The organism is Enterobacter sp. PL_is379, from assembly GCF_055817355.1.
In genome coordinates, this window is the sequence record NZ_JBVPGT010000020.1 from 147,136 (window position 1) to 174,013 (window position 26,878).

The window sequence follows — 26,878 nt, forward strand, 5'->3', positions numbered from 1 at the left end:
CTGATGCCCTCACCCCGACCCTCTCCCACAGGGAGAGGGAGAAAGGCGTTACTTCTTCATTTGCGACAAAATGGTCCGACACTGATTCGCCTCGCCTTCTGACGGCGAAATCAAGGCCAGCAGCGCTGCGGCTGGAGTGACCAGCGTTGCAAGCGCCGCAGCCACTGCGCCACGCGCAATCAGCGGTCCGGGCTTCACGCCCGCCTGCGGATTTTTGAAGGTCCCGCGCACGTAAAGCGGCGAGCGCAGGGTGATGATACGAATCCCCTTACTTTCCGGGTCAATAGTCAGATCAAGCTGCTCCGAGGCCATGCTCGCGGTACCGGTCACGTTAATCACCGCGTTTTCCGTGTCAAAGGCAAAAATCTGCGGACGCGCCACGCCGTTAACCAGATCCAGATTGGCCGCCGCGCAGTTCACCCGCACCTCGTCATCACCAAAGATTTGCCCGATGACGTAGTTACCGACGTTCAGCCCCAGGATCTCCATCAGGTTGCGGCTCACCAGCCCGTCGTTCATCAGCAGCTTCAGGTTACCATTGCCGCTGCCCAGCAGCGCCGCAACCGAGTTCCCCACGCCGCGAATATCGGCATCACCGTTCATTTCACCGAGGGTTTTCTGCATCAACTCGAGGTTCGGCATCAGCTCTTTCAGCTTTAATCGACGCGCCTGAATCTCCGCCCGTCCCTGCATCGGCTTCTTATCGCCTTCCAGGTGAATGTTCGAGGAAATCGTCCCGCCCGCCATGCCAAACTTCAGCGGCTGCAGACGCAGGTCGGCGCTTTTAAGGAGGATATGGGTCGTAAGATTGCTTATCGGCAGCGTACTGCCATGTTCAATTTTTCCGCCTTTGAAGCGCACATCCGCATCCATCACGTTCCATTTATCCGTCTCAAAACGTTCATAAGGCAGCACTTTGCCGGCAGGCTGAGGATCTTTCTTCACCTCTTTTGACTTCGTACCTTTACCGGAGTCGATACCTATCAACGGGCCTAAGTCGGCCAGACGCAGCTGACGGGACTCAACGTCCCCTTCCAGTTTCGGGCGCGGTTTTCCGGTGGTGTAGGTCAGCGTGCCGTGGATGTCGCTGTCGCCGATCCGACCGTTAAAATCCCGGTAGTCAAAAACAGACGCTTTTTCGGTATCGATTTTGGCGACCAGATGCCCGTCCGTTTCGAACGGTGGGGTATCCGGCAGCAGTACGCCGGTCAGTTCATACAGCTCGCCCAGCGAATCACCGGCAAATTTAAGCTGAAGATCAACGCCGCCCATGTTCATCGGGTCGTTGACCGTGCCCACGAACGCCACGCGGGTGTTACCGGAACGGAAGTCCGCCTGCACCGGGAACGGCGTGCCTTCGCTCCGTAGCGCCAGCATGCCGCCTATTTTCCCTTTACCGCTGAGCGGCTGGTCGTTATAGCGTCCTTTTGCCGTCAGGCCGAAGACATAGTCGCCCACGCTTGCCGCATCACCTTTCGCTTTCGTCCCCGTGACCTCGCTGAACGGCAGCGGCTTGCCCAGCGGATCGACCAGGATCTCCACATCCGCCTTGCTGACCTTATCGTCGATGGCGATCCGCCCGCGATCGAAGAGAATATTGTCGAGACGGAATGACCAGGAAGAAGGCTGGGCATTCGGATCTTTTTCGCTGTCGCTGGCCAGGCTAAACGTCCAGTTGTTGTTTTTTTCGGAGAGGCGGATCAGGCGCGCATCGGGCTGCTGAAGTTTGATCCACGGCAGATAGACCGTTTTGGTGAAGAGTGCCAGCGGAGCCAGCGTGGCTTCAACCCGCGGCAGGTGGATCATTGTGACGTCCGGGATATCCGGCGGGTTGCCGAGAATGATGTCGTCAGCATGGATATGTGGCCAGGGGATCCAGCTTCGCCAGCCGGGCTCCTCTTTCTGGCGTTCCCATACCACCCCCAAATCACCCCGTATGGCGAAGGGGCGGTTCAGCTCGGTTGAGACTTTCTGGTTGATGGTCGGCTTGAGACGGTTCCAGTCAAACGTCGCAATAATGATGGCGACAACCACGATCAACAACAAGAAAATCCCTGCTGTCCAGGAGATTACCCTGGTTGTTCTTGTCATTTTTATCCCCTTTCCTGATGACCTGTCCTGTAAAACTATAGTCCAGACAAAGGGAAGCGGGTTTATCAGAGGGTCGTTATGACGTTATCGAGGCGATCCATGGGTACCGGGCGAGAGAGATAGTAGCCTTGCGCCGCCGCTGCGGGAGAGTTTTGCACATCGCGCCACTCTTCCAGTGTTTCCACACCTTCAACAATCACGCCCTGGCAATAGCGGTTCATCAGCTGTAATAACAGCGTAAACAGATTCCGCCCTTCCGGGGTCTGACGCAGCATAATGAACAGATCGCGGGCCACTTTAATGTAGTCGTAGCGCACTTCACTCAGGGCGGAGAAGTTCGCCATGCCGGTGCCAAAGTCATCCAGCCACAGCGGGCCGTATTCGCATATCGAAGCAAACGAGGAGTCCTGCGGCAAACGGACATGCTCCACCAGCTCAAAGCGCATCCACGGCAGGGTGGCGATCAGCTCCTGCAATTTCGCGTTCTGGCGCAGCGCCAGCAGGGTTGGGCCATCGACGTTCACCGAGGCGAGGATATCGTGCTGTTCGAAAAAGGCGTGCTTCGTTGCCAGCATGCGAAGCTGCTCTTCCAGCACGTCCAGACGCTGGCGAACGGCAACTTCGGCAAAATAGCGATCCGGCGCGATGCGCTGAGTAGGGTTTGAGGGGTGCGTAACGACGGTCAAAATTTCGATGGCCATCAGTCGACCATCTGTTCGGTAGATCGGCTGATAGGTATACGCACGCTCACATTGCAGCCAGTAGCGATGCTCCTGCAAGTTCTCAATACTTGCCTCAGGCGTAGTGCTCAGCCGCTGGATAACCTGCTCTGACTTCATTTCAGATGTCCTGTTGTTGGGATAGCCTTTCTGGACTCGTCACAGGATTATCGGCGCGACAATTGAGAACTTTATGTTCAATTCACCCGGAAAATGAAATTAAGATGACAGAAATGCGCGGGAACACGCGCTGGCTCAAAAAAAATAATGGAACGTTGTTTTAATATAGTTGACCGGTTAATTCACTCAGCGCACACTGCTGATAATTCTTCTGTTCAGGTTCACGACTATGTCCAAAAAAATTGCCGTGATTGGCGAATGCATGATTGAGCTGTCACAAAAAGGCGCGGAAGTCAGCCGCGGATTTGGTGGCGATACGTTAAACACGTCCGTTTATATTGCCCGTCAGGTCGCGCCTGAGGCGCTCACCGTGAACTACGTTACCGCCCTGGGTACGGACAGCTTCAGCCAGCAAATGCTGGAGGCCTGGCAGAGTGAACATGTTGAAACGTCGCTGATTCAGCGTATGGAAAACCGCCTCCCGGGGCTTTATTACATCGAAACCGACAGTACAGGCGAACGCACGTTTTATTACTGGCGTAACGAAGCCGCAGCCAAATTCTGGCTGGAGAGCGACGCGGCCGCGGCCATCTGCGAAGAGCTGGCGACATTTGACTATCTCTATCTGAGCGGCATTAGCCTGGCGATTTTAAGCCCCGTCAGCCGAGACAAGCTGCTCTCGCTGCTGCGCGAATGCCGTGCCAACGGCGGTAAGGTTATTTTCGATAACAACTACCGCCCGCGCCTGTGGGCCAGCCGCGAAGAGACGCAGCAGGTCTATCAGCAGATGCTGCAGTGCACCGACATCGCCTTCCTGACGCTCGACGATGAAGACGCCCTGTGGGGTGAAAAGCCGGTAGAGGACGTAATTGCGCGCACGCAGGCGGCAGGCGTGAGCGAAGTGGTGATTAAGCGCGGTGCGGATTCGTGCCTGGTCGCGGTGGCGGGTGAAGCGCTGGTTGACGTTCCGGCAGTGAAGCTTGCCAAAGAGAAAGTGATTGATACCACGGCGGCAGGTGATTCATTCAGCGCGGGTTATCTGGCGGTACGCCTGACGGGTGGAACGCCGGAAGCGGCGGCACAGCGCGGGCACCTGACGGCCAGCACGGTGATTCAGTATCGCGGGGCGATTATTCCGCGCGAGGCGATGCCTGTTTAAGTAGGGTGCGGGCTGATGCCCTCACCCTAACCCTCTCCCACAGGGAGAGGGAATGTTTGCATTACTGCCCTTGCGGGATATCCGTCGCGTCCGGATGTAAATCATCCGCCGTGGCGGCCTGCGCTGGCTGCGGCGCGGTAGCCATAATGGCATCCCAGGTCGTCTGAAGTTCCTTCATGTCATATTCCGGCTCGCCCTTCGGTTGCAGAAGGATCAACGCCATCTCCTGCGACAGCTGCTGACGGAGGTCCTGATTGAGCATATCGACGGTCAGACCGTTCAGGAAGTCCTGACGAAGCTTCTGATACTGTTCCGGCGCAATGTCCACCACCTGATTCTGCAGGGAACGAATACGCTGGCTGATCAGAATGTCGGTATCGGCGCGAGCGTAGGTCGCAAACAGCTTCTGCAGCTCGAGTTTTTTCTGCGCCACGAGAGCGTTGAATTCCTCTTCGGAAAGCCCCTCTTTACGCACTTTTGCCAGCTCTTTCGCGACCACACCCAGATTGGCATTTAGCTTATCGCCCGGTGATTCAACGTTGATGGCACATTGTGCACGCTGGAACAGCACGCGGCAGTCAAAGCCAAGACCGATATTCTTCACGTTGTTCTTACTCAGCGTCTGCTGGACGTGCCAGAACAGCGCTTCACGTGCCAGATCGGCACGCCAGTAGCGTAACATCGCCGCAGATTCACGGATGGGCTGCCAGGCGTTATCCCACATGACGGAGAGGCGATCCTGACGCACGGTGTCCGTCATAATGCTGACAGGCTCTGCACGCAGCGGAGAGAGCGTCGGGACAGGGGCTGGCGTTTCACGCTTGCCTTTCAGATCGCCAAACGCTTTGTTGATCTGCTCCACCACCGCGCGGCTGTCCACGTTACCCACCACGATCAGCGTCATCGCGTCCGGGGTGTACCACTTCTGATAGAACGATTTCACCTGTTCGGCGTCCACCGGCTGTTTCAGCGGTTCGGCCGGATCATGTCCCAGTAACGTTGAGCCCTTCAGGCGGTAACGCCACCAGCCCTCTTTGGTATCCCCAGGCCAGGTTGCCACCATGTCGCTGTTACTCAACGCATAGTTGACGGTGTCCGGCGTAATCGCCAGATTGCCAGAGGCATCGGAGAGATACGTCAGCGCTTCTTTAAGCAGGTCGTTACGGTTGTTTGGAAGGCTCAGGTTAAACATGGTGTAGTCATACGAGACAACAGCCGGGGGAAGTGGGCGTTTCGGATCGATGGCCTGCTGCCAGAGTGAACGCACCTGAACCGCTTGCAGGCTGCCGCTCTGAGTGAGCGCCAGCCGGGGAATAAAGTGGCTGAAACCGGTTTGCTGGGTGCTTTCCGTGAGGGAACCGGTATTAACAGACAGACGGATTTCAATACGATCGCTGGGACGTTGCGGCGTGGCTAAGACCTGCCATTGAAAACCGTTCGCTAATGTCCCTTGTTGCCAGGCCGGGTCTGGCTGGAGCGCATCTGCCTGCACATAACTGGCTGCTGCCATCATCAGCAAACCGCCGGTTAAGAGTCGAATTTTTGTGCCCTGCATGTGAACCCCTGATCAACATTCCTGGTTAAAAAAGAGTGCCTCGCGACGCGCTTCACTCTTAAAGATGACGATGAAAACACGTCGATTAGACCGCGCGTTCGGCAAAACGTCACGGTCCGAAGTGAAATATACCCAAAAAAAATCTTGTCGAATTATGACAGGTATGAACAGTTATTATGCGCAGGAGCCCGCATCCCCACAAGGGAATACGGGCATTTGTGACAAGTTTAAGAGGATAAGCCAGGATTTTTGCTGTCAGTTGAACGATTATTCAGAGTATCGTCGAGCTTTTTGTGATCCAGCTCTTTCACCCATTTCGCCACCACCACCGTTGCCACACCGTTACCCACCAGGTTGGTTAACGCACGCGCCTCAGACATGAAGCGGTCAATACCCAGAATCAACGCCAGACCCGCCACCGGCAGGTGACCCACAGCAGAAATGGTGGCTGCCAGCACGATAAAGCCGCTGCCCGTTACGCCTGCCGCACCTTTAGAGGAGAGCAGGAGCACCACCAGCAGGGTAATCTGATGGAAAATATCCATATGGCTGTTGGTCGCCTGAGCGATAAATACGGCCGCCATCGTCAGGTATATCGAGGTACCGTCCAGGTTGAAGGAGTAGCCCGTCGGGATCACCAGCCCGACCACCGATTTACGGCACCCGAGTTTCTCCATCTTGTCGAGCATACGCGGCAGCGCCGATTCTGAAGAGGAGGTCCCCAGAACAATCAGCAGTTCTTCACGGATGTAACGGATAAATTTGAAGATGTTGAAACCTGTCGCGCGGGCGATGGAGCCCAGCACCACCACCACGAAAAGGATACAGGTAATATAGAAGCAGATAATCAGCTGACCCAGCTGCACCAGCGTGCCGACGCCATATTTACCGATGGTGAAGGCCATCGCACCGAAGGCACCGATGGGCGCCAGGCGCATGATCATATTGATGATGCCGAAAATGACCTGCGAGAAGCTTTCGATCACATTAAAGATAAGCTGGCCTTTGCTGCCCAGACGGTGCAGGGCAAAGCCAAACAACACGGCGAACAGCAGAACCTGGAGGATGTTTCCGCTGGCGAACGCGCCAATGACGCTGCCAGGAATGACGTCCAGCAGGAAGGCGACCACGCCCTGATCTTTCGCCTGCTCGGCATACACCGCGACCGCTTTGGCATCCAGCGTTGAGGGGTCTACGTTCATCCCCGCGCCTGGCTGCACCACGTTGACGATGATCAGACCGATAATCAGCGCAAGGGTACTGACCACTTCGAAATAAAGAAGCGCCACTGCACCGGTACGACCGACCGCCTTCATGCTTTCCATGCCAGCGATGCCCGTGACTACCGTACAGAAGATCACCGGAGCGATGACCATTTTGATGAGCTTAACGAACGCGTCGCCAAGCGGTTTCATTTGCGCGCCCAGTTCAGGGTAATAGTGACCCAGCAGAATACCGATGGCGATGGCTGTCAGGACCTGGAAATAAAGACTTTTGAAGAGTGAGGTTTTCATAAGGTGTCCTTGGGAAGAAAAACCACAGGCTTTGTAAGGTTATGGTTAACCTGCGGCTTTAAAATAACACCCACATAACAGGACAGAAATAAACTCAGTTCAAATTTGAAACACAAATGTTAAGAACTTTGAGCTGGCTCGCACAAGCCAGCAACAAAGTTACACTTTTGCGGGGTCGTCAGCACCAGAAAGGTATCGTTGTTCAAAGACATCCGAAGGAACAGCGGGGGCAAAAAGGAAGCCTTGCCCGCTCTCCACACCCGCCTCTGCCAGCCAGGCGCGTTGCGCGTCGGTTTCAATCCCCTCGGCAATAAGGTGCAGGTTGAGACTGCGCGCCATCTGGATAATCGCCTGCACCATGCTGCTGTCGTCCGGCAGACCGTCGACAAACGCTTTGTCAATTTTGAGCACATCTACCGGAAGGGTTTTCATGTGCTGAAGCTGGCGCAGCCCGGCGTACCCCATGCCAAAATCGTCCAGCGCAATGCGAATACCGGCATTACGCAGCGGCTTCAGGATCGCGACCGCCTCATTGGGGTCGTCAATACGTCTGCTCTCCGTCACTTCCAGGGTTAACGTATCTGGCTTGATGCGGTAACGATGGATCAGCTCCAGCATCTCTGAAACCATGGTCGGGTGCATAAGCTGCAGGGCAGACAGGTTAACCGACAGCGGCAGCGTCACGCCGCGCTCCTGCCAGGCCGCAAGCTGACGGCAGGACTCCTCCAGCACCCAGTAGCCGACGGTAACCATCAGGCCGCAGGACTCAATGCGCTCAATCAGCCCTTCCGGCAGCTCCCATGAACCATCCGGCTGCTGCAGACGCAGCAGAGCCTCGGCGCTTTTCACCTCTCCCGTCAGCAAATTCACCTGCGGCTGTAGCCAGAGGGCAAACTGGCGGTTATCCAGCGCGGTCAGGATGTCGCTCTCTTCCGTCAGGCGCTGCTGCGCCTTTTCCATCTGCTCCGGGTCGAAGAACTGGATCTGATTTTTCCCTTTGCGCCGGGCGGTAAACGCCGCCGAGAAGGCGCGACGATAAAGCTGCTCCGCCGTTAAATCACCGTAGTACATGGCGATACCGATGCTGGCGCTCGGGCGAAGCTGGATACCCTGAATGGGCAACCGCTCATTAATGACAGTGAGTACTTGCTGACCTAATGTGATCGCATGCCAGGGCTCTTTTACGCCATTGGCAATCACCACCAGGTCGTAACCGCTGACCTGAGTCAGCACCATGCGCGGGGCAAGGACAGATTTGATCTTTTCCACCAGGGTAAGCAGCAGCATTTCGCGCTGGCTCTCCTTGAGCACGCCAGCCGTGTCCTGCAGCGTTTCACAGGCGATAACCATCAGCGCCGTGGTTTGCTGGCGCTCAACGGTTTGCTCCAGCATTGCCATCAGGAAGGCTTTATTGGGAAGCTCCGACACCGGGAAGCGCGTGGCGCTGCTGTTTAACTCATCCTGCTGACGCTGGATGCGCTGCTGGTTGAGGTTGTAGCTGCGCACCAGCATGCCTATCTCATCGTCATGATGCAGACGCGGTAGCTCAAGCTGATGTCCCATCTGATCCTGCGGCGCAAGCGTATTCAGCTCGCGGGCGATGCGGCGCAGCGGATGAACAATCAGCCGGTTAATGCACCAGGTGAGCGCCACGCTGAGAATAAGCGTCATAAGTAAGCAAGTGGTCACTAACGTAACCACCCAGCTCATGACGAATTTATACATGCGGTAGGAGTCCGCCTGTAATACCAGGTAGGCCAGCGGCTGCGGATTGGCAGGGCGTTCGAGTGAATAAACGGGCAGCGAAATTTGCACCGGCAGTTCAAACAGGCGCATCACCATCATCGGGACGGGACGCTCCGGGATAAAGCTCATCCGCAGCGCCTGAAACTGGTTAGGCAAGACGACGTCGGCGCGGCTAACGACGCCGGCAGGCTGAATGCGTTTTAAAATGGTTTCCGCTTCGGGAATATCCCCTTTCAGAATCGAGGCGGAGAGCGGGCCGCGCACCGAGCGGGCAATACTTTCTAACTGCGAAGCCGTGTTATAGCGATTCTGCTGTACGGAATGAAACAGCAGAATTACGCAGAAAAGCAGGACAAACAGCATGGTGACGGCAGAAACCATCGCCATCTGTTTGATTGTTAAGGAACGGCTGACACGCAAAATGACTCTCCACAAAACTCGAAGCGCAGGGCGCGCCAGGGTGTAAACCTGGCGCGCCTGAGTATACCCGATTGCCGCGCTATTAAGAGAGACTTACAAATGGATTAAGGAAAATCCGATTACCAGTCCGCGTACGGGATAAGCGGCTGCGGCGGTAAGTCCATATCGCCCTGCCAGCCTGCAGCAGAGTAGCGCACATAGATCAGCGCGTGGCTTGGGGTATAGTCTTTCGCTTCCTGAATATCCACGCCCATGCCCACAAACCAGTTGGACGTTACGCGGCGTTCGATAATGGCCCGTGCGGTATAACCCGTACCGGAAGAACTGCTGCCGGTTTCCATCGCGCCCCGGTCGGTATAGCGGTCTGGCTCATCGGTCGGGATCAGATTCTGAATCGGGTAGCGCAGCTCGTCTTTGGTTTTGGAGTGGGACCAGGACACCGAGCCACCCAGCTCCCAGGACCAGTTTTCCGTGCGCTTACGCCATGTCACCGGCAAGGCGAAGGAGACATACTCCTGCGGGCTGTAATAGCCGCCCTGGCCCAGGGTATAACCGCTCAGGTCTTTGTCGTAGTGCCAGAGCATATTGGAGACGCCGACCGTCAGGCGCTCATTGTTTTTATTAATGAGCTTGTAGTAGTAACCCGTCATCCAGCGGACGCGCCAGTTATCCTCCACATTTTTACCCGTCAGCGTTTCCGCGTTCAGGCTTGACCAGACGCCGTTCGCTTCCCCTTTGTCATAGCTCATACTTACGCCGCCACCGGTGGCGCGTACGCCGCCCCAGGTGGTGCCGGTATTGGTATCTTTTTGCCCGCCGAAGGCCAGCAGAGAGCTGGAGATTGGGCGGCGATGGGCGTTAACGGTATAGCCGATGGGCCCCAGATCGCTGCTGTAGCTGATGCCGCCCACCACGTCGACGACGTCAAAGCCCATTGGTGTGGTGCCAATATCCATCGCCCAGGTCTTATTCTGCCAGCCGACGGCGACGCTCGCGCCATTGTCGGACTGATGGGTGTTGCCGCTACACGGCGTTTCGTAGCAGGTTCCCCATTTAGGGTCGTAAGTCCCGTTCTTGCTATCAAATGAACCGGCGTCCATGTTGACCAGATCGCTTCTGAAGAACATGCGCCCATCTGAGAGCGGGGCATCCACCTGTAGCATAGTGGTATGCGCTTTCAGGTCGGAATAACCGCCCGTGCCGCTGGAGCCCCAGTAGTCGTGCTGCAGCGTGACGTTAACATCCTGCTGACGGTACAGGTCACCGGCATCGCTGCGCACGCCGCGCTTCAGCCAGTCGTCTTTTTCATCGTTACGCGTCAGACGGGTGAAACTGTCGTTGTCAGCCGGACGCGTCGTGGTGATACCTGTCGATACCATCGCATCTTTATAGGTTTCCAGCGCCTGCTGAGGCTGGCCGTTCTGCGCCTGGAAACGTGCGGCATCACGCAGCACCAGCGCGTTTTCCATGGAGCCGGGCTGCGATTTAGCCTGCGGAATGATTTTGTTGAAGGTCTGTTCTGCGGCAGCGGAATCGCCCAGGCCCGCCTGCGCCATCGCGATGCGGCGCTGCATGTTGAGCGACAGCGGCTGACCGTTTTGCGCGGCGGGCAGTTTCGCCAGCTCTGCGCGCGCGGCATCTTTGTTACCCTGCGCGCTGTAAATCTCGGTCAGGCCGAGGATTGCGTCTTCGTTCTGCGGTTCACGCTGCAGGACGGCGTTGTACGTCGTTTTCGCCAAGTCCAGATCGCCACGCTGCTGTGCCCAGTCCGCCAGCGTGAGGTCGATACGGGTGGAGGTCGGCTGCTGGCGAAGGAGATTCTCTGCGTCCTGCTCTTTGCCGCTGTCGCGCAGACGGTTGGCGGTTTCCAGCACCTGGTTGCTTTGCAGGCGGTCGGCAAGTTCCTGAATATTGCCGTTCCACTGGCTGCGCGGCAGCGTGTCCAGATGCGCCAGCGCGGCGCGGTCCTGATCGTTTCCGGAAAGATAGAGCCCGTTGGCGTACACCTGATCCGGATCGGACGGTTTCTGGCTGGCAAGCTGACGCATCAGGGTATCCGCCTGGCTGCGCTGACCCGCGCTGTAGAGATCGCGCGAGAGACGGTAGGTTATCCACACGTCGCCGGGAGAGAGCGCCAGACGACGACGCTGAATGTCTGCCGCCTGAGCGTATTTCCCCTGATTTTCCAGCTGTTCGGCCTGAGTGGAGAGCTGCTCGTTGGTCAGGCTACGTTCAATATCGTCTATGCTCCGGCGCTGGCTGGCGGAGAGAGACTGGATAAACTGCGAAGCCTTCTCCGGCGACTGCGCGCGGTAAATATTGGCCAGCCCGCGAACCGCATTGCTGTTGCCGCTGTCCATACGCAGCGCCTGGCGATAATAACGTTCCGCCGCGTCGTTATCTTTACGCGCCGCGGCGGCGTCGCCCAGCCCCAGCACGGCATAGCTGTCGGCATTGTCGATACCGCGTGCCTGCTGATAGTAACGCTCCGCCTGCGCCGGGTTATTCGCCTTCAGCGCCGCGTCACCCTGCTGAATCAGCAGCCAGTAGCGGTTAACCTTCAGAAGACTGTCCCATTTACCCCGGTTATCGCTCTGGGGATCGAGGGCAATCGCCTTTTCAAACTGTGCCACCGCGCGGGCGCGGTCGCCCTTCTGGGAATACGCCTGTCCAAGGGCCCCCACAGCCTCACTGTCGGCATGGTTGGCGCTGACGGCTTTTTGCAGCTCCGCCACCGCCTTACTCCCCTGCCCGGCATCCACCGCCGCCAGCCCTTCCGCTTTCGCGCGGAACGCCGGATCGGCGAGCTGTTTTTGCTGCGCTTCAAGCTGGGCACGCGCCGCCGCGACGCTATCCCCGTCGCTGAATACGCTCAGGTATTTTTGCAGCGCGCTGACGCTGGCGCTGCTGGCAGGCTGACCTTTGATTTGGTCATACCACATATCAGACGCCTGGTTACGGCCATTGGTGGATTTGGCCATCTCCTGCAATACCGCAAAGCCTTCATCACGGCGTCCGCTCTGGAACAAAAGCTGGGACAGCGTTGCCTGAAGCTGCGTATTTCCGGGGCTGCTGCTGTTTATTTTCTTGAGCTGGTTAATGGCTGCATTTCGGCGAGCAGGGTCTTTCGCCACAACGTTCCAGTATTCCGTGGCCACGTCGCCGCCCGGCGGGTTGCCGTCAAACAGCTTGTCATAGGCGGCAATCGCCTCCTGCGTGTGTCCCGTGGTGGCGAGCAGTCGCGCCTGCTGGAGCTGCTGCCGGCCATCCGGGGTAGAAAGCAGCATCGTGTTGCGTGATGACTGGTACGCACTCGAGCCCGGCGCGATCCCTTTCAGACGATCCAGCTCTTTTTGCGCACCGGCGTTATCGCCCTGGCGCAGCAGGTAGCGAAAGCGTGCGGCAATGACGTCAGGGTTGTTCGGGTCAATCAGCTCTAGACGATAAAGCGACTGACGAACCAAATCCTCACGCTGTGTCGATTCGCCCAGCCGAACCTGTTCCAGCAGCTGTTTCTGCTGCGGAGAGTTGGCGGCTTCAGCCAGCGGCATCAGTGCCAGGCCAAGCGATAAAGTGAGTAGATTTACTGTGAACTTGCGCATTCCTGGCCCCAATCCGGTATTAATTCACCTTTTGCGGTGAAGCGAAAACGATGCTGATCCCATCCTTGCCCAAAGAGAGTCAGCACGTAGCTGTAATAGGCATTGTTATCGGGAAAATGGTCCGCAACGCGCTGGCGCTGAACCGCCTGGGCATCACGCTGTTGTAAAAACGGCAGCATGGCGGCAGAGAACCCGACCGGACCATTCCCGGTGCGTTTCCCCGTCGCCACATCCACTTTCTCCGGCGGCACACCCCGTTTCATGGTCTTTGCCGCCATCGGCTGGAAGCGCGTCAGCAGCCGGGCTTTCTGAGGATCGTTGTCACTCATCATGCCCACCCAGAGATACACGCGGATGGCGTCGTAGCCGCCCACCAGCGCCTTATCCTGCTGTAACCACCAGCCTTTGTTTTTCTGATACTGCACCCAGTCCGGCGAAAAACCTTTCGGCGCACTCTCCTGCAGCAGACGCAGATTGGTTTCACGAAGCTGGGTCCACGGGGAACCAAAGCGCGTGAAATAACTCGCTAACTGCGGAGGAAGATAGCTGGGGTTAAAGCGCCAGACCTGTTCATCGGCAAAACCGACTTTACCGGGAAGCAGCATTGCGCCGAGCCCCGGCACTTTCACCACTTCCTCGCTGACAATGCGTTTCAGCAACGCTTTACCCGTGCGGGTATAGTCCGGATGTTTCCACAGCCGACCCGCTTCGAGCAGTGCCCAGGCGATCCAGACATCGGCGTCTGAGGCGGAGTTGGTATCAATCACCGCCCACGTTTCTTTATCCTTCTGACCCCATAGCCAGGCAGGCAGATGGTCGTTGAGATCGCCGCTGGCAAGATTATCGCGCGTCCACGTCAGCAGCTGGTCAAACGCGTTGCGATCGTTCGCCGCCAGGGCAAAGAACAGGGCGTAGCTTTGCCCTTCCGAGGTCGTAATTTTGCGCGTGTCACTGGGATCAATGACACGCCCGCCCTCACTGATGTAGTCCTTTTTAAACTGCTCCCAGGCAGGCCAGGTACAGGCGGCGCGAAGAGGAAGCGCCGCCAGCATCACCGCTGCTAATGCACACCAGCGAAAGGCTTTCATTACATCTTACTCATCCGGGTTCAGACGGCGACGGCTGATGATACGCAGCAGACGCCACAGCACCCATGCCAGCAAGACCACGCTGACCGCAGCCAGGATGGCGAGCAGCACCGGATGGTTGGCCAGCGCATACCACAGGCGTTCAAACCACGGCAGATGGCCCACGTAGTACACATCGCCCACGCGCAGGCTATTGACGCCGGACTCACGGATCACCGACACGGAACCAAACATCGCGGCACGTTTACCGCTGTCGTTCATGGCCGTATTGAGGAGCTCATACCCGCGCGGGCTGTCCGCAAGGAGAGCCACCACACTGCGCTGTTCGTTGTATGGGGACTGGAAGCCCACCACTGCGGCCATCGCCCCCTGAGACGTTACCGTCGTCTGCGCGCTGGCCTGACGGTCGTTCACATCCGGCATAATGCTCGGGAACTCGGTCTGGCGCAGCGGCGTGTTAACCCAGGACTGGGCCGCTTTCACCAGCAGATCGATACGTTTGTCATCCTTTAGCTTATCCGGAATGGTACCGATCACCATGATGTCAGCGTCTTTGTTCTGAATCTGGCTGCCATCGTCCGTCAACGTGACGTTAATCGCCGGTAAGCCAGTTTGTCCCCCGACGGTCGCCATGGTGTCCAGCAGGGTCGTGACCTGCCCTTCGTTTGGCGCTTTTGGCATCACCACAATGGACTCAGAGAGATCGGCCATGCGGCTGAACGGGAAGCCCGCGTTAGCAAACGCGCGCAGGTCCGGCATCGCCAGGAAGTGATAGTACTTCGAGAAGTCGATGGTCGACTCATCGCCAATCACCACGTGGTTCTGAACCGGCTGGAAGGTGATGCAGTTTTCCGCCGAGCCGCCAGGCATCGGGTTCATGTACTGGAAGTCAAAGCGCAGCTGGTTTATCGCACCCAGCTTCAGTGCCGGAATGGAAACATCCGTTTTACCGTCCAGCAGCCCCTGCAGCACCGGCAGGCGAAGCATCAGGCGGTTCGTATCCTGCGTGCTTTGCAGGCTGAAGGATTGCAGGAACTGGTTGTTCAGGCTGATATCCATGCGCGAGCTGTCTTTGGTGGCTGGCGCGGTATACCGGTAGTTCAGATTGATATCAATGCCGTTGGTGCGCAGCAGGTACAGATCCGGCGGCAGATTCAGCGACAGGCTAATCGGCGCTGGCTCAAGCCCCGTCGCCTGCAGCTGTTCTTCATAGGTTTTCAGCTCGCCAAAGGTTACCGCACGGTCGGTACGCACCCAGTTTGGCGCATCATACGGTTTACGCGCCAGCAGCGGCTTGACCTCATCTATCACCACGCTGTTGCCGCGGAACAGGACGTTGCCCTGGGCAATGGCTTTTGCTGCCTGCACCAGATCTTTATCATCACGACCAAAGACCACCAGCAGCTTCACGTACGGGTTTTCCGGATGGCTTATCATCTCAACGGTCGGCGCTTTGACGTCCGGATGATCGCGCAGGAAGGCCGGGCGTTTAGCGTTGGTCGCAAACACAATGGCATTTCTGTCCGGCAGCTTGTCATACATCGCCGGGAAGCTCTGGCCGCGCCAGCCCGCGCGTGAACCAAACCAGGACGCCACGATGGTGGCCGCCAGCTGCTCGGTCACGTCCGGGGAAGAGGCAAACACCATCGGCAACGTGAGCGGACGGTTATCACGCGGATCGAAGAACGGAACCGGGAAGGCCGAAAGATCGTTTTTCAACGCCAGCGACTGGTAGGTCAGCTGCAGCGAGGAGTTACGCCCGACGTCCATCCACAGCGTGTTGCTGGCCGGGTTTTCGCAGACATCGCGGTAGTGACCGACAAATTCCAGACGGATACGGTTAAAGTCGGTGATGAACAGCGGGTTAATCGGCACCTGAGCCTGGGTTTTCTTGCCCAGCTGCTCTTTCGTGACCGGCAGGACGTCCATCAGCTCATCATTCAGATAGACCTTCAGCTGAGACTGGGTCGGCAGCAGCGACGGTGACGGGGTGTACTCAAGGTTCAGCACCGCATTAGAGACGACCTCATCGCTGCGCATGCCAAATTCAATGCCGCCGTTAGGGTTGATACCGCGCAGCACCATGCTGCCCGGAGGCGGCGCAATTTGCGCGAAGGTCAGCTTCACGTCCCGTGACGGCGCATTGTCTGCGACGACGGGCGCATTCGCCCCCCGGACGCCCGGCATCACCTGCCCGATGACCTGACCGTCTGCCGGCAGGGTATTCCCCTCCGTTGGCTGGTTCGGCATGATGTTTTCCGTTTGACCGGGTGCCGCGGTGACAACCGGATCGGTTGCTTGCGCGACGACAGGTACCGTTGGCGCAGGCGTTGCCGCTGCATTACCAGGAGCGGCGTTAGCCATTGTTGCGGGGAGGACATTCATCCCCATTGCCACTGCACATAACCAGGAAAGTTTTGTTTTCATCGCGTTATCATCATTGTTGAGCCATAACCGGGTCCGCCTGCTTCGCCTCATCCCGCTCAGGACGACGAGGAATGAACGACACGACCCAGGAAACCAGCGAAGTAAGTGACCGGAAAATTAATTTCACCGACGACGGGGCAAATTCTGCAAGGTGACGATAGCCACGGAACCCCAGCTTCAGAATATCCAGCAGGCTTTCCAGAGGTTTATCTTCCGGGAAGCTGTCCTGCCAGAGAGCCCACGTATCCGCGCGGGCAAACGTACACTGCACAAAATCGATATGCTGCTTTTTGGTCAACGGCATCAGCTGCAGACCGACTTCATTGCCCGCCACGCGAACAACCTGCGTCGGGAAGACATACTCCTGCTGACCGCGCTTAAGCAGCAGGTTAACTTTTTGCCCTTCCAGCACCTTCGCCTGGCCGTTGATTTTGATCCCCAGACCGCCGTCAGAGAAGTCGTGCACGGTACAGGAGAAGAGATGGCCATCTTCACGGGCGATCGCCGCAGGCATGCAGATTTCAACGCGATGCGCGCGACGAACCTGCTTGCTTTCCACCGACACCGCCACCGCGCCGCCGAGGATAATCAGGTTGTAGAAGACCCAGGCCATACTCACGAAGACGGTCAGGATTTCGTTTTCCGGGCCGTAGAAGTAACGCCAGATACCGGCGATGACGCCAACGATATTCAGCAGTACCAGGAAGATATACGGACGGGAGATCACCCAGTCGACGTACTCTTCTTCCACCAGACCGCCCTTCGCGGTGACGTTGAATTTCCCTTTATGCGGGTTAATCAGCGCCACCATCGTCGGCGGTGCGATGTACCAGGCCAGCACCGTTTCGTAGATTTCACTCCAGAAGGAGTGGCGGTATTTACCCTGTATCTTCGAGTTCGTCAGGCTCGCGTGGATCATGTGCGGCAGAACAAACAGCGCAATCATCAGCGCCGGGGCGTAGATGATATAAGCGTGAAGGAGCAGGAACGCCAGCGGCGCGGTCAGGAAGATCAGCCGCGGAATACCGGATAAGAAGTGGAACATGGCGTTGACGTAGCAGAGACGCTGCGCCAGCTTGAGCCCTTTCCCGATCAGTGGGTTATCGAGACGGAAAATTTGCACCATCCCGCGCGCCCAGCGAATACGCTGACCAATGTGCGCCGACAGTGACTCCGTTGCCAGACCGGCAGCCTGCGGAATGCGCATATAGGCTGAGGTATAGCCACGACGGTGCAGGCGCAGCGAGGTATGCGCATCTTCGGTGACCGTTTCGACGGCGATACCACCAATTTCATCCAGCGGTTTACGGCGGATAACCGCACAGGAGCCGCAGAAGAAGGTGGCATCCCACATGTCGTTTCCGTCCTGCACCAGGCCATAGAACAGCGTGCCTTCGTTCGGGGTTTTACGGAAACGGCCAAGGTTACGTTCAAACGGGTCCGGCGAGAAGAAGTGGTGCGGCGTCTGCATCATCGCCAGCTCTTTCTCCTTCAGGAACCAGCCCATGGTCATCTGCAGGAACGAGCGCGTCGGCACGTGGTCGCAGTCAAAGATCGAGACAAACTCCCCGGTGGCATACTTCAACGCGTTGTTGATGTTCCCGGCTTTAGCATGTTCGTGCGTCGGACGGGCGATGTACTCGACGCCGACCTCCTCTGCGAACTGGCGGAACGCCGGACGGTTGCCGTCATCCAGGATCCAGACCTTGAGCTTATCTTTCGGCCAGTCGATGCCCAGCGCGGCATAGATGGTGTTCTTCACCACGCTCAGGTCTTCGTTGTAGGTCGGTACAAAGAGATCAACTGACGGCCACTGCGCGGTGTCTTTAGGCAGCGGAACCGGCTGGCGGTTGAGCGGCCAAATCACCTGGAAATAGCCCAGCACCAGCACAATCCAGGCATAGGTTTCAGCAAACAGCAGCACCAAGCCGCACACCAGACTCACCGGATCGTCCCAGTTCAGCGTCGAGGTATAACGCCACCAGATGTAGCGACAGGAGACGGTCAACGACAACACAATCAGCATCAGCGCCGAGAAGCGGCCCGGAATACGGCGGACCAGCAGCGCCACGCCCCACAGCAGGATCAGGAAGGTGAACTGCGCCAGAGGGTTGAAAGGTTGCGTAATACAGACCAGCGCCAGAATGAGCGAGAACACGACGATCACGCCGAGGATAAAACGCCGCAAGCCCGGGTGGAGATGCCCGAGCTCTTTATGGTTATCCAGATGGCTGGTCTTATCGCTGACGCTGTTGGGCAGTTTATCCAGCCACTGGTGGTAGCGTTCACGTAGCTGCTGCACGCGGGAGAAGCTCCGCCAGTGCGGCGTTTTTGTCTCCGCGCGGGATGAGGTCGCCACCAGCCAGATGGCCTGAATGAGATAACGCGCCGGATCCAGTGGACGCGGACGGTCAGGATTAATGTGCGGATACAATTCACTGTGCCGGGCACGTATGCGCTGCCAGCGCGGGTGTTCGAGTGGAATAAACATCCAGGCCAGAATCATCCAGAAACAGCCGAGCGCGGCGCTGAATGCCGACGCGCCGTGACGGCGAAAATGCCGGTAATGTTCGCTCAAACGCGAACTGACCGGTGGGATGAGTAACCAGCTGGCGAGACGACTCATACATCACTCCCTGCATGCTCCGCCCTGTTGGCGAAGTTCAGCAGACACCAGTTAGCCAGCGTCAGGATCTCTTCTGCCGCCAGTGAATCGCTACGGTATTCGCCGAGCGGTTGCTTCGACGCAAGGCATTCCGCCATGCCCTCATCACGATGGATGACAATGGGAAGCAGGCGGCGCTGGCTCTGCAGCCAGACCTGATACAGATCGTCCTGGATCTGGCTGCCAATGCGCAAATCGTTAATCAGGATATGGCCATTTTGAGGTAGCCCCTGCTGATGCAGGCGGATATGGCAGTTCGCATCGACGTTGACGATCGAGAGCACATGATCGCACTGGGCAATAAGCTGTCTGGTCAGCGTGCCGGCGCCGTGCGGCAGATCCAGCAGGATCCACTTGTAGTGCCCCTTTTCTTTCAGGGTCTGCAGCGCCAGCGTGAACTGCGAAAACAGACGCTGATACGCGGCTTCATTCTCGCGCTCCGTGGTGGTCAGTTGACCAAACGGCAGCAGATCCAGTTGGGAGGTATAGCGCATCCCTGCATCCTGCCAGTCTTTATCGTCGAGCAGCGCCCGGGCCCAGCCCTCTTCGCGAGTAAAGTCGACGTTAAACGACATACGCAGCAAATTATCGGCGCAGGCGTCAATAACCAGCACCGATTCACCTAAAAGCTGTAATGACCACGCCAGCGCCGCGGTAACAGATGTGGTACCCACACCGCCACGGACACCCTGTAATCCGAGTATGGCCATCAATGGCTCCCTTAATGTTGATGGGCGAATTCAGCTAATAACGGCCAGCGTTTAATAGCCGCGGCCAACTGTTCCCGCTGGGAAATATCGGTGTAATCTATTTCAGGTAAAGAAAAGGCCTGCGTCAGCGCCAGAAAATCGTTTTGGAATGTGTAACCCAGGGTCGAATCGACTGGGGTTCCGGGTTCGTTATTATCCATTCTTTTTCCATCCCTTTGAGGAAAATCGCACGCTAAAGAAGTTGCGGGGCTTCCTGCCCTGACAAATTTCATTTACATGCTAAATCTGATGTTCTTTAATTTCAATGTTAGGTTTATTTCTACGCTTTCGCTAGTAAACTGAGATACAGATAAATTAGACGAAAAGAGGGACACCGTGGACTCCATATTTTCTATTGGCATCCAGTCATTATGGGACGAATTGAGCCACATGCCAGTCGGAGGAGTCTGGTGGATTAATACGGACCGAAATGAAGATGCTATCAGTCTGGTAAACCAGACAATTGCTGCCCAGGATAAGGATTCCCGCGTGGCCGTCATTAGCATGGGCGAAGATCCGAAGAAAATTATCACGCTGGAAAACGATTGCGGGCCTCAGACGGTGCGATTATTTTCCATGACATCGGATGCCGATAGTCTATACTTTTTGTCCCGCGACGTTCAGTGCACTATTGATCCGGATCACTATTTAGTGATCCTTAAATGCGCAAATAACGTCCTGCAAAATATCCCTTCTGAAAAACTGCTGCCGTGGCTGGAAAAAATCAATAAATGGGCAAAATTTCAAAATTGCACGCTATTGATAGTCAATCCCGGCAGTAATAATGACAAGCTATTCTCACTTTTAATGGGTGAATATCGCTCCCTGTTCGGTCTGGCAAGCGTTCGTGACCAGGCGGGAAGCTATCTCTACGATATTGCATTCTGGTGTAATGAAAAAGGTGTGAGCGCCAGGCAACAACTTACGCTGAAACATATCGAGGGTAAGTGGCACCTGGCGCAGCAGGAAGAAACCGTGGTGCAGCCGCGCAGTGATGAAAAACGCATTCTGAGCCATATCGCGGTTTTAGAGGGGGCGCCCGCCCTGTCGGAAAACTGGTCACTGTTTGAATCTAACGAAGCCCTTTTCCATGAAGCGCGCACAACCCAGGCGGCAACGATTATTTTCTCGCTGATGCAGAATAACCAGATTGAGACGCTGGCAAGGCAAATCCACACCTTACGCCGCCAGCGCGGCAGTGCGTTAAAAATCATCGTACGCGAAAACAATACCAGCCTTCGCGCCACCGATGAGCGTCTGCTTCTGGGTTGCGGCGCCAATATGGTTATCCCCTGGAACGCGCCGCTGTCACGCTGCCTGACGCTTATCGAAAGCGTTCAGGGTCAGCAGTTTAGCCGCCATGTACCGGAAGACATTTCTACGCTGCTCTCCATGACGCAGCCGATGAAGCTGCGCGGTTACCAAAAATGGGATACCTTCTGCGACGCCGTCGGCAACATGATGAGCAATACGCTTCTTCCTGCAGACGGAAAAGGGGTTATGGTTGCCCTGCGCCCTGTTCCGGGTATCCGCGTTGAACAGGCGCTTACCTTATGCCGCCCGAACCGTACAGGGGACATCATGACCATTGGCGACAATCGCCTGATGCTGTTTTTGTCCTTCTGCCGGGTAAACGATCTCGATACGGCGCTTAACCACATCTTCCCCCTGCCTACCGGGGATATTTTCTCGAACCGTATGATTTGGTTCGAAGATAATACGATCAGTGCGGAGCTGGTGCAGATGCGTGCGCTCCAGCCTGAACAATGGGTTAAGCCACTCGCTATCAAGAGCGATGCCAAACCGATCCTCAATGCCAGACATGATGGACACGTCTGGCGTCGGGTGCCGGAACCCCTTCGCTTATTAACAGACAACGCGGAGAACGCATCATCATGAATATCAGCGATATTATTCAACTGGTTATATTCTGTGCGCTGATCTTTTTCCCGCTTGGCTACTATGCGCGTCATTCCATACGCCGTATCCGTGATACGGCCAGAGTGCTATTTATAAAACCTCGCTATGTAAAACCAGCCGGAACACTGACACGGGCATCACACGTCAAGGCAGACCGAAAACATGACTAATTCTACCTATACCGCTTCGTCACCCTCGCCGCTCTGGCAATACTGGCGCGGCCTTTCCGGCTGGAACTTCTACTTTCTGGTGAAGTTTGGTCTGCTTTGGGCAGGCTATCTGAATTTCCATCCTCTACTCAACCTCGTGTTTATGGCCTTCCTGCTGATGCCGCTGCCAAATATCAGGCTGCATCGCTTACGTCACTGGGTTGCCATCCCCGTCGGCTTTGCGCTGTTCTGGCATGATACCTGGCTACCGGGGCCGGACAGCATTATGAGCCAGGGGTCCCAGGTGGCGGGCTTTAGCGCCAGCTATGTCCTCGATCTGACCGAGCGGTTTATTAACTGGCAGATGATAGGCGCGGTATTTGTGCTGCTGGTTGCCTGGCTGTTCCTGTCACAGTGGATCCGCGTCACGGTGTTTGTCGTCGCGATTATGATCTGGCTTAACGTGCTGACCCTGGCTGGGCCAAACTTTTCGCTGTGGCCTGCCGGTCAACCGACCACCACGGTGACCACCACCGGGGGAAGCGCGGCGGCCACCGTCACCACGGCAGGCGATACGCCAGTGGTGGGTGATATCCCAACCCAGACAGCACCGCCGACCTCAACCAACCTGAACGCCTGGCTCTCCAGTTTCTATACCGCGGAAGACAAGCGACAGACGAAATTCCCGGATGCGCTGCCGGCGGATGCTCAGCCGTTTGAACTGCTGGTGATCAACATCTGCTCTCTCTCCTGGGCAGACGTGGATGCAGCCGGTTTGATGTCTCATCCGCTGTGGTCTCATTTCGACATTCAGTTTAAAGATTTCAACTCTGCCACCTCGTACAGCGGCCCGGCGGCCATCCGCCTCCTGCGTGCAAGCTGCGGTCAGGCATCGCATAAGAATCTGTATCAACCCGCTGGCAACCAGTGTTATCTGTTCGATAACCTCGCCAAGCTGGGCTTTACGCAGCATCTGATGCTGGGACATAACGGCCAGTTCGGTAACTTCCTGAAAGAGGTGCGCGAAGAGGGTGGCATGCAGTCACCGCTGATGGACCAAACCGGTCTTCCTGTCTCTCTGCTGGGCTTCGACGGCTCGCCCGTCTATGACGATACCGCCGTCCTGCAACGCTGGCTGCAGACCATCGAAAAAGACAGTAATCCACGCAGCGCGACGTTCTTTAATACCCTGCCGCTCCATGACGGTAACCATTTCCCGGGCGTGAGCAAAACGGCAGATTATAAAGTGCGTGCGCAGAAGTTCTTCGACGAGTTGGACGCGTTCTTCACGGAGCTGGAAAAATCAGGCCGTAAAGTGATGGTGGTTGTGGTGCCTGAGCACGGTGGTGCGCTGAAAGGTGACAGAATGCAGGTGTCAGGTCTGCGTGATATCCCAAGCCCGTCGATTACCAACGTACCTGCAGGCATTAAATTCTTTGGTATGAAGGCACCGCATCAGGGCGCACCAATAGAGATTACGCAGCCAACCAGCTATCTGGCAATCTCAGAACTGGTTGCCCGCGCCGTTGACGGGAAACTCTTTGTGGAAGATAGCGTGAACTGGGACCAGCTCACCAGCAAACTGCCACAAACGGCAGAAGTCTCGGAGAACGCCAACGCGGTAGTGATTCAGTATCAGAACAAACCGTACGTTCGCCTGAACGGCGGGGATTGGGTACCGTATCCACAGTAACTGATTTACCCCTCTCCCCATCGGGGAGAGGGGATAGTCGGTGCGTTATTATTGCGCTGAAATCCACACCAGCATTTTCAGACTTGCCGAATAGTAGTCGTCCTTAGACGTGATTTCGGGTTCTCCGGAAGACTGTCCCATCGTTAAATCCCTAACCGCCAGCAGACCACCTTCCATCATGTAGGGCGCATATTCGTTAGTCGTCACGTCAACCCAGGCGGGCGTTTGTTCCCGGGGGAACTGACCGAACCAGGCCTTCCACGGCGTCAGGAGCGGGCTTTGTTTATCAGACCAGGCAACGTACAGAGGAATACGAATCGCGTCATAGCTCATTCGCGGCGGCCAGCCTTTAGCGGGAGCCAGCTTGCCACCTGATGTCAGTGAAACCCAGTCAGTAGGCAGGTTCGCTTTACCCGAGCCCATTTTCCCCAGCAGGCGTTCCCCGTCCTTAATCAAATCGCGCCAGACCGGCAAATGACTGCGTCCGGCGAAGGCCTGCCAGGCCGGAAACACAAAATAGGAAGGATTAAGAACCACTTCACCGTCAAGCTTAAATCCCTGGACGCCGGGCAGCATCACGCGGTAACCCGCATAGCGGATGACGCTATGGGCGACCAGCGCTTTTGTAATAGCATCCGATGCGGCGCTGTAGCGTTTGTCATGCCAGCGGGCATCGGCTTTAAGCAGCGCCCAGGCAATCAGCACATCGCCATCGGCAGCGTTGTTTTTGTCGGCGATCGGGTTGGACTCTGCGGGGTTAAAGCGCCAGTAAAACAGACCGTTCTCTTTGTTCTTCAACTCACGGTTTGTCCATTGCCAGAGCTTATCGAACGTGGCTTTATCGTCGTTGGCCACTGCCATCAGCATGGCAAAGCCCTGACCTTCCGTATGCGACACGCCGCCATTGCCGGTATCGACAATGCGGCCTTCCGGTTTGAAAAAGCGCGCCTTGTAACTCTCCCAGGCCTGACCTGCCTGAGAGAGGGGTGAGAACAGCAGACTCATCATGACGGCCAGCGTCGCGCAGACGGGTTTTCGCATCATTCACTCCATCCGGTTATTCGGCACTTCGCAGGGAAATCTCACCGCCCATCCAGGGTTTGATCACGCCATCCTGCTCCAGAAGCAGCGCACCCTGAGCGTCAATACCGCGGGAAGTCCCGTAGATCTCTTTATCACCGATCAGCAATTTCACCGGGCGGTTGATGAAGTTATCCAGCTTTTCCCAACGAGACAGGAACGGTGCCAGCCCTTCCTGCTCAAAAAGCGTGAGCGAGCTGCGCAGCTCTTTAATCATACGTACGGCAAGGGTGTTACGATCGATGACGATCCCCGCCTCCTGGAGGTTAGTCCAGGCCTGGTTCACCACATCATTTTGGACATTGCGCATCACCATATTGAGGCCTGCGCCAATGACGATTTGCGCCGCATCGCCCGTTTTTCCCGTCAGTTCGACCAGAATCCCGGCAAGTTTACGATCGTTGAGGTAGAGGTCATTTGGCCATTTTACGCGCACTTTATCCGCCCCCAGATCGTGCAGCACTTCCGCCATGACGATGCCGATAACCAGACTCAGGCCAATGGCAGCGGCCGGGCCCTGATCGAGTCGCCAGTACATGGACAGATAGAGGTTAGCGCCAAATGGCGAAAACCATTTGCGGCCACGACGGCCACGACCGGCCTGTTGATATTCAGCAACGCAGGCATCACCGGATTTCAGCTCAGGCAGACGATCAAGCAGATACTGGTTCGTCGAATCAATCACCGGCAGCACCGCCACATTGCCGTGTCCAATCTGGCTGCGGATCGCGTCTTCATTCAGCAACTGAATCGGCTCCGGCAGGCTGTAGCCTTTTCCGGGAACCGTAAATACATCAACACCCCAGTCACGGAGCGTCTGGATATGCTTGTTAATGGCGGCGCGGCTCATGCCCAGCTGTTCACCCAGCTGCTCGCCGGAATGGAATTCACCGTCCGCCAGGATACCAATCAGGGTTAACGGGACCGTATTGTCCTTCATGCGATAGTCTCCACAGCGTTGACTTCACCTGTGCGACCAATGAAGCGGACTTCTGGCTCCAGCCAGACGTTAAATTTTTCGCCGACACGCTGGCGAACGTAGTGAGCCAGCTGTACCACATCGTCGCTGGTCGCATCGCGCTGGTTAATCAGCACCAGGGCCTGCTGTTGGTGAACGGCGGCACCGCCTACTGAAGTGCCTTTTAGCTGGCATTGATCGATGAGCCACCCCGCGGCCAGCTTCACGCTGCCATCCGTCTGAGGGTAATGTGGCGCTGCGGGCCATCCTTCAAGAAAGACTTTTGCATTTTCGCTGCTGATAACCGGGTTTTTGAAGAAGCTTCCTGCATTTCCGTTTACTTTTGGATCGGGAAGCTTGGTCATCCGCATATGGCAAACCGAGTCAAAGACGTCGCGAGCGGTAACGGTCGCCGGATCGAGACGCGTTAAATCCCCGTAGGTCAATACGGGCTGCCAGTTCTTCGACAGACGCAAACCCACGGCGACAATCACGTAGCGATCCTGATATTCATGTTTGAAGATACTGTCACGATAGCCAAAACGGCACTGTTCTGCGGTTAAACGCGTCGCCGTTCCGGTCGCCAGCTCGATGCAGTCGACATATTCACAGACGTGTTTCAGTTCGATGCCGTAGGCGCCGATGTTTTGAATAGGTGACGATCCGGCGCAGCCTGGAATAAGCGCAAGGTTTTCCAGACCCGGCATCCCTTTTTCGAGGGTAAATTGCACCAGATGATGCCAGTTTTCTCCGGCACCCACGTGCACGTGCCAGCTATCGGCACGCTCTACCACATCAATTCCCATGATGCGGTTAACGATCACCGTTCCCGCAAAATCATCGAGAAACAGGACATTACTTCCTTCGCCCAGAATCAGTACGGGTTCGTTATTTTCTGTCGCGTTTTGCCATGCATCCAGCAGCTGCTGTGCTGTATCGGCACGTACAATTTGATTAGCATTGCGTTGAATGCCAAAGGTATTCCAGGGCTTAAGGGAGTGGTTCATAAACGCTATCCTGATGCAAAAACGCAGGTAGTTTACCGTATAAGCAGGGTGATGGGGGATCAGTTTGTGCAGCGTATAAACGCAAAAAGGCCATCCTTTCGGATGGCCTCTTCACTTGTTTGATGCCTGGCAGTTCCCTACTCTCACATGGGGAGACCCCACACTACCATCGGCGCTACGGCGTTTCACTTCTGAGTTCGGCATGGGGTCAGGTGG

Annotated in this window: 18 protein-coding genes and 1 rRNA gene; 4 read left to right on the plus strand and 15 right to left on the minus strand. The window is 56.5% G+C overall.

Going from position 1 to position 26,878, the window contains the following annotated elements:
• Positions 1 to 48: 48 nt before the first annotated feature.
• Positions 49 to 2,091 (minus strand): AsmA family protein, encoded by a 2,043-nt coding sequence (locus AC0TOY_RS03345; protein WP_473721493.1) that lies wholly within the window; start codon positions 2,089 to 2,091, stop codon positions 49 to 51.
• 65 nt (positions 2,092 to 2,156) lie between these two features.
• On the minus strand, positions 2,157 to 2,930 hold the full coding sequence (gene pdeH / locus AC0TOY_RS03350; protein ID WP_024908833.1) for a cyclic-guanylate-specific phosphodiesterase: 774 nt from the start codon (positions 2,928 to 2,930) through the stop codon (positions 2,157 to 2,159).
• 229 nt (positions 2,931 to 3,159) lie between these two features.
• Between pdeH and kdgK the strand changes: the two genes are divergently transcribed.
• Positions 3,160 to 4,089 (plus strand): 2-dehydro-3-deoxygluconokinase, encoded by a 930-nt coding sequence (gene kdgK, locus AC0TOY_RS03355; RefSeq protein ID WP_290094184.1) that lies wholly within the window; start codon positions 3,160 to 3,162, stop codon positions 4,087 to 4,089.
• 61 nt (positions 4,090 to 4,150) lie between these two features.
• Here the strand turns inward: kdgK and AC0TOY_RS03360 are convergent, their stop codons facing one another.
• The 9 genes from AC0TOY_RS03360 to bcsR all read right to left on the minus strand — a co-directional run bounded on the left by AC0TOY_RS03360 (position 4,151) and on the right by bcsR (position 20,016).
• Positions 4,151 to 5,644 carry a M16 family metallopeptidase gene (locus AC0TOY_RS03360; RefSeq protein ID WP_024908831.1) on the minus strand — a complete coding sequence of 498 codons (1,494 nt, stop codon included), beginning with the start codon at positions 5,642 to 5,644 and terminating at the stop codon, positions 4,151 to 4,153.
• Positions 5,645 to 5,871: 227 nt separating this feature from the next.
• Positions 5,872 to 7,158, minus strand: a complete 1,287-nt coding sequence (locus tag AC0TOY_RS03365) for a dicarboxylate/amino acid:cation symporter (RefSeq protein WP_023333768.1) — start codon at positions 7,156 to 7,158, stop codon at positions 5,872 to 5,874.
• A 159-nt stretch (positions 7,159 to 7,317) separates the two neighbouring features.
• Positions 7,318 to 9,324: a biofilm formation regulator HmsP gene (gene hmsP / locus AC0TOY_RS03370; RefSeq protein ID WP_024908830.1), complete on the minus strand. Its 2,007-nt coding sequence runs from the start codon at positions 9,322 to 9,324 to the stop codon at positions 7,318 to 7,320.
• 119 nt (positions 9,325 to 9,443) lie between these two features.
• Positions 9,444 to 12,926, minus strand: coding sequence for a cellulose synthase complex outer membrane protein BcsC (bcsC, locus tag AC0TOY_RS03375; RefSeq protein WP_473721494.1), 3,483 nt, complete (start codon positions 12,924 to 12,926; stop codon positions 9,444 to 9,446).
• Complete coding sequence (gene bcsZ, locus AC0TOY_RS03380) at positions 12,908 to 14,014, minus strand: cellulose synthase complex periplasmic endoglucanase BcsZ (protein ID WP_061716329.1); 1,107 nt, start codon at positions 14,012 to 14,014, stop codon at positions 12,908 to 12,910. The genes bcsC and bcsZ overlap by 19 nt, the downstream gene beginning before the upstream one ends.
• 6 nt (positions 14,015 to 14,020) lie before the next feature.
• Positions 14,021 to 16,441 carry a cellulose biosynthesis cyclic di-GMP-binding regulatory protein BcsB gene (bcsB, locus tag AC0TOY_RS03385; RefSeq protein WP_024908827.1) on the minus strand — a complete coding sequence of 807 codons (2,421 nt, stop codon included), beginning with the start codon at positions 16,439 to 16,441 and terminating at the stop codon, positions 14,021 to 14,023.
• A gap of 10 nt (positions 16,442 to 16,451) precedes the next feature.
• A complete protein-coding gene (gene bcsA / locus AC0TOY_RS03390; protein WP_473721495.1) occupies positions 16,452 to 19,067 on the minus strand; it encodes a UDP-forming cellulose synthase catalytic subunit in 2,616 nt (871 codons plus the stop codon).
• Complete coding sequence (bcsQ, locus tag AC0TOY_RS03395; RefSeq protein WP_024908825.1) at positions 19,064 to 19,816, minus strand: cellulose biosynthesis protein BcsQ; 753 nt, start codon at positions 19,814 to 19,816, stop codon at positions 19,064 to 19,066. The genes bcsA and bcsQ overlap by 4 nt, the downstream gene beginning before the upstream one ends.
• A gap of 11 nt (positions 19,817 to 19,827) precedes the next feature.
• Positions 19,828 to 20,016: a cellulose biosynthesis protein BcsR gene (gene bcsR / locus AC0TOY_RS03400; RefSeq protein WP_024908824.1), complete on the minus strand. Its 189-nt coding sequence runs from the start codon at positions 20,014 to 20,016 to the stop codon at positions 19,828 to 19,830.
• 175 nt (positions 20,017 to 20,191) lie between these two features.
• On the opposite strand from bcsR, the gene bcsE reads away from it, so the two are divergent.
• From bcsE to bcsG, 3 genes are read left to right on the plus strand one after another with little or no spacing between them, the layout of a single operon-like run.
• Positions 20,192 to 21,754: a cellulose biosynthesis c-di-GMP-binding protein BcsE gene (gene bcsE / locus AC0TOY_RS03405; RefSeq protein WP_473721496.1), complete on the plus strand. Its 1,563-nt coding sequence runs from the start codon at positions 20,192 to 20,194 to the stop codon at positions 21,752 to 21,754.
• Positions 21,748 to 21,945, plus strand: coding sequence for a cellulose biosynthesis protein BcsF (bcsF, locus tag AC0TOY_RS03410; protein WP_024908822.1), 198 nt, complete (start codon positions 21,748 to 21,750; stop codon positions 21,943 to 21,945). Before bcsE ends, bcsF begins: the two co-directional genes overlap by 7 nt.
• Entirely contained in the window at positions 21,938 to 23,617 is a 1,680-nt protein-coding gene (gene bcsG / locus AC0TOY_RS03415) for a cellulose biosynthesis protein BcsG (protein WP_267215683.1), read from the plus strand. The genes bcsF and bcsG overlap by 8 nt, the downstream gene beginning before the upstream one ends.
• Before the next feature lie 48 nt (positions 23,618 to 23,665).
• On the opposite strand, the gene AC0TOY_RS03420 is transcribed toward bcsG, so the two are convergent.
• The 4 genes from AC0TOY_RS03420 to rrf form a co-directional block, all read right to left on the minus strand.
• Positions 23,666 to 24,658, minus strand: coding sequence for a family 8 glycosyl hydrolase (locus AC0TOY_RS03420; protein WP_473721498.1), 993 nt, complete (start codon positions 24,656 to 24,658; stop codon positions 23,666 to 23,668).
• A gap of 16 nt (positions 24,659 to 24,674) precedes the next feature.
• Complete coding sequence (birA, locus tag AC0TOY_RS03425; protein WP_048992968.1) at positions 24,675 to 25,637, minus strand: bifunctional biotin--[acetyl-CoA-carboxylase] ligase/biotin operon repressor BirA; 963 nt, start codon at positions 25,635 to 25,637, stop codon at positions 24,675 to 24,677.
• Complete coding sequence (murB, locus tag AC0TOY_RS03430; protein ID WP_048992969.1) at positions 25,634 to 26,662, minus strand: UDP-N-acetylmuramate dehydrogenase; 1,029 nt, start codon at positions 26,660 to 26,662, stop codon at positions 25,634 to 25,636. Before murB ends, birA begins: the two co-directional genes overlap by 4 nt.
• Before the next feature lie 124 nt (positions 26,663 to 26,786).
• A 5S ribosomal RNA gene (gene rrf, locus AC0TOY_RS03435) occupies positions 26,787 to 26,878 on the minus strand; the annotation flags it as partial.